This window comes from Planctomycetota bacterium, assembly GCA_035384565.1.
Classification (GTDB): Bacteria; Planctomycetota; PUPC01; order DSUN01; family DSUN01; genus DAOOIT01.
Window position 1 is genome coordinate 1 of the sequence record DAOOIT010000144.1, and the last position, 3,920, is coordinate 3,920.

Consider the following 3,920-nt stretch of genomic DNA (forward strand, 5'->3'; position numbering starts at 1 on the left):
CCTATTTCGCTCCTTCGGAGCTCCCGCAGCCACCTACAATTCCGGCCCACACCCCTACATGCCTCTTCCCTTGACTTCCGCCGGCCGAATCGCCATGATGTCGTTCGTAGTGCGGCCTTCAGGCCGTACAGATACGGGCTGAAGCCCGCACTGCGAACGCGCCTACAGGCCGAAGGCCGCTCCACGAACTCACCCAGGAGGGCGCGGCATGCCTGATAGCAACACCAAGCCTTCGACCCTCGGCGGCTTCGAACTGGTCGCCGCCCTCGGGAAGGGCGGCATGGGCACCGTGCTCAAGGCGCGCCAGGTCTCGATGGACCGCCTCGTCGCCCTCAAAATCCTCCCCAAGAAGCTCGCGGAGAACGAGGCATTCGTCCAACGCTTCCTCCGCGAGGCCCGTTCCGCCGCAAAGCTCCGCCACCCCAACATCGTCCAGGCATACGACGTCGGGCAGGCCGATGGCTACTACTTTTTCGCCATGGAGTTCGTGGACGGCGAGGCGCTCTCGGAGATCATCCGCCGCGACGGACCGCTGGAGCCGAGCCGCGCGCTCGACGTGATGAAACAGGTCACGAGCGCCCTCGCCGCCGCTCACAAGGAGGGAATCGTCCACCGCGACATCAAGCCGTCCAACATCATGCTCGACAAGGAGGGCCAGGTCCGCGTCACCGACTTCGGCCTCGCCAAACGCGCGGAGGGCGACGTGGAGGTCACTGCCGACGGCGCGGTCTTGGGCACCCCCGCCTACGTTGCGCCCGAGATGGCCAAGGGTGGCGAGGCCGACGGCCGCTCCGACCTCTACTCCCTGGGGGCCACCATCTTCTGCGCCCTCGCCGGCCGCCCACCATTTGAGGGCAGGAACTTCTCCGAGGTGCTCGTCAAGCAGGCCACCGAGCAGGCCCCGCCGCTGGCCACCCTCGCGCCGCGCGTGGACCGTCGCCTTTGCCATATCATTGACAGGCTCCTCCGCAAGAACCCCGAGGCCCGCTACCAGTCTGCCGCGGCGCTCCTAGACGACCTCAATGGCCTGGGCAAGCTCCAATCGGTTGCGGCCCCTCGCGCCGAAGGCCGAGCCAAGCCCGCCGAGGCACCAACTCTGGAGATGACCGAGGGTCAGCGCGCTCGTGTGGGCGGGGCCTGCGTGCCTCGCGTCTCTCCGCGGGCCGGAGACGGCCCGCCCACAAGATCACCCAAGGCCACCTGGCTCGCCGTCGCGGCGGTCGCGGTGATCGCCATCGTCGTCGGGATCGTTGTTCTTGGCCGCGGCCCCAAGTCGCCCGACCAGGCTAAGAGCGCCAAGTCTTCGACGTCTTCACCCGTCCACCCATCCACTCCTCCACCCATCCCCTCCCCCAAGATCCCCCCACCCCCAACACCTACCCCCCAACACCCGGTTGTTGTTCCCCCGCCCAAGGCCACGGACACCCCCGACCCCAAGGTCGAACCCGAACCCGTCCCCGCCCCCAAGGAGGACGCCGCGGCCCTGGCCAAGTGGCAGGCCATCCAGGCCGATGCGAAGAAGCTAGCCGACGCAGGCAAGTTTGACGAAGCGCTCAAGGCTCTCGATGCCGCCAAGACCTTGCCCCTCGACAACATCGCCGACCTCATGGCCGAGTCCATCGAGTCCATCCAGTCCAGCCGGTCCACTCGCCTCAAGGCCGCCCTCGCCGCATACCAGGCCGAATCGGACAAGCTCTGGTCCCTCTTCAAGGCCCGTGACTACGCCGAGGCGGATGCGCTGCTGGCAAAGATTGTGGGCGGGGTGTCCACAACTGTGGGCGGGGTGTCCACACCCCGCGAAAAGGATCCGCGGCGTGGGGACACGCCGCCCACAATCCAAACCATGTTGGCCGCCGACCAGGAGGCCGCCAAGCTCCTCAAGGAGTTCTGGTCCGCCGCCGAGAAAGGCGTCGCCGCACGCAAAGGCACCATCTCCATCGCTGGGGCGCTCGGCAACGTCACCGCCGTCGAGAACGGCGTCATCACCCTCCAGACCCCCAAGGAGGCCGTCACCCGCCGCGTGGTGGACCTCACGGCCAAGCAGGCCCTCGCCTACGCCGCCGTCGCGCAGCGGGACGACGAGCGCTCGCGCCTCGCCGAGGCCATCTTCCGCATCGCCGAGGGCGAGGACCCCGCCCTGGCCGAGCGAGCCCTCGCCGCCGCAGGCAATCCGCCGGGCCTGAGCTGCTACAAGGACCGCCTCGCCGCCCTCACCCTCGGCGCCGCCGAAGTCGCGGCCCGCAAGGCCTGGGCCGAGATCGAGGCGGCGGCCAAGCCCAAGCCCACCAAAGCCGAAGCCGCGCGATTCCTCGCCCTCCTCGACGCCTTCGAGAAGACCCACGCAGGCACCAAACATTTCGCCGCCGTCCGCGACAGGCTCCCCGCCCTCCGCGCCCAGGCCCAACCCGCCCCCAGAGAGCCCGGATGGGTCGGCCTCTTCGACGGGAAGGCGCTGGTGGGGTGGAAGGCGGTCGAGGGCGGGGCGTTTACGGGTCGCGGGAAGATCGCGGTCGAGCAGGGAGCAGCCGTGCTCGAGGCGGGACGCGACTACACGGGCATCGCGTGGACGGGCGAGGCGCCCAGATCGAACTATGAAATCGCGTTGGAGGCGATGCGGGTGGAGGGGGGCCGGGACTTCTGCGACGTGACCTTCCCCGTCGGCGACGCGATGTGCGCGTTGGTCGTGGGCGGCTTGCGGGGCGACCTCGTGGCGCTGTCGGTGTTCGAGGGCCAAACTGCCCAGACCGACCTGAAGGGCAAACGCATGGCGTTCGAGGCGGGGCGGTGGTATGCCGTGCGGGTGCGCGTGACCGACGAGCGGGTGGAGGCCTGGCTCGACGAGGAGAAGGTGATTGACGTGCCGCGGGCGGGGGGCAAGTTCACACTGCACCCCGACCTTGCGCCGGTGACGGGCCTGGGCGTGTCGGCCTACAGGACGAAGGCGGCTTTGCGCAACATCCGCTTCCGCCGCATCGAGCCGGGGGCCGCCGAGGGGCCGAAGAAGGGCGAGTAGCGGACAGTGGACAGTTGCCAGGAGGCAGTCGGCAGGAAGAGGGAAGAAGGGTGTTCGGTTCTCGGTGATCGGTGTTCGGGTTCCGCGTGCAGGCATGCACGCCCTACCGCGGACCAGCGGGGGCTGGCGGTGCGGCGTCGCGAAGCGGCAGCTTCGCGACGAGACCTGGTCACTTAGCGCGAACAGGGCGCGGCGATCGGGCGTTGGCGGACGCGGCCTGGCTTGATCGCGGTGATGTGGCCGGCGAGGGTGTCAGCGGGCACCTCAGCAAGCCCCTCCTGCACCAGCCTGAGGATGGCGAGAGCATGAAAGGTGTTGGGCGCACAGACCAGCACGACCCCAGGGGCGAAGGGGTCACGAGCCGTAGAGGGAAGTCCAAGTCGCGGGCCAGAATGAGGCGGCCCTGGCGCGCGGCCAGCCGCCAGAGGCGAACGTCTGGGCCGCCGCGCAGCGCTGACGCGGCGACGTCCAGCACGTCGTCGCCCCGGCCGGCAAGCCAATCCGCCACGGCCTTGGGCACACCCTCGTCAATGAGCCAGCGCATAGACTCGCTCTTCCGCGAGGGATTCGGCGGCGTAGGCGAGTGCCGCCTTGACTTGCGCGGGGGTGAGCCGGTACTGCTCGCAGACCTCTGCGACGCTCATGGCGCCCGCGAGCGAGCCGACGACTACCCCGACGGGCACGCGCGTGCCCTTGATCACGGGCTTGCCGCCTAGCACGTGTGGGTCCACCAGAATCTGGCCCTTGCGATCACCGAGCGGCCTCTTCATTGTCGGCTGCCTCCTGTGCCATTGCGGGCTTCCACAGCCATTCTATGCGCGCCATCGAGAGTTTTCAACCCATCCGTGCGGTCGGGGTGTGGGCCGGAATTGTAGGTGGCTGCGGGAGCTCCGAAGGAGCGAAATAG

2 protein-coding genes are annotated in these 3,920 nt (G+C 68.8%); one reads left to right on the plus strand and one right to left on the minus strand.

Annotated features, from left to right (window positions below; all coding sequences use genetic code 11):
* The first annotated feature begins 208 nt into the window (after positions 1-208).
* On the plus strand, positions 209-3,013 hold the full coding sequence (locus PLE19_23895) for a protein kinase (protein HPD17991.1): 2,805 nt from the start codon (positions 209-211) through the stop codon (positions 3,011-3,013).
* A gap of 527 nt (positions 3,014-3,540) precedes the next feature.
* On the opposite strand, the gene PLE19_23900 is transcribed toward PLE19_23895, so the two are convergent.
* Positions 3,541-3,783: a DUF433 domain-containing protein gene (locus PLE19_23900; protein ID HPD17992.1), complete on the minus strand. Its 243-nt coding sequence runs from the start codon at positions 3,781-3,783 to the stop codon at positions 3,541-3,543.
* Positions 3,784-3,920 lie beyond the last annotated feature (137 nt).

Bases quoted from the DNA above. Each gene is read 5' to 3' on its own strand.
- PLE19_23900 (HPD17992.1), bottom strand. From the start codon at position 3,783: ATGAAGAGGCCGCTCGGTGATCGCAAGGGCCAGATTCTGGTGGACCCA.
- PLE19_23895 (HPD17991.1), top strand. From the start codon at position 209: ATGCCTGATAGCAACACCAAGCCTTCGACCCTCGGCGGCTTCGAACTG.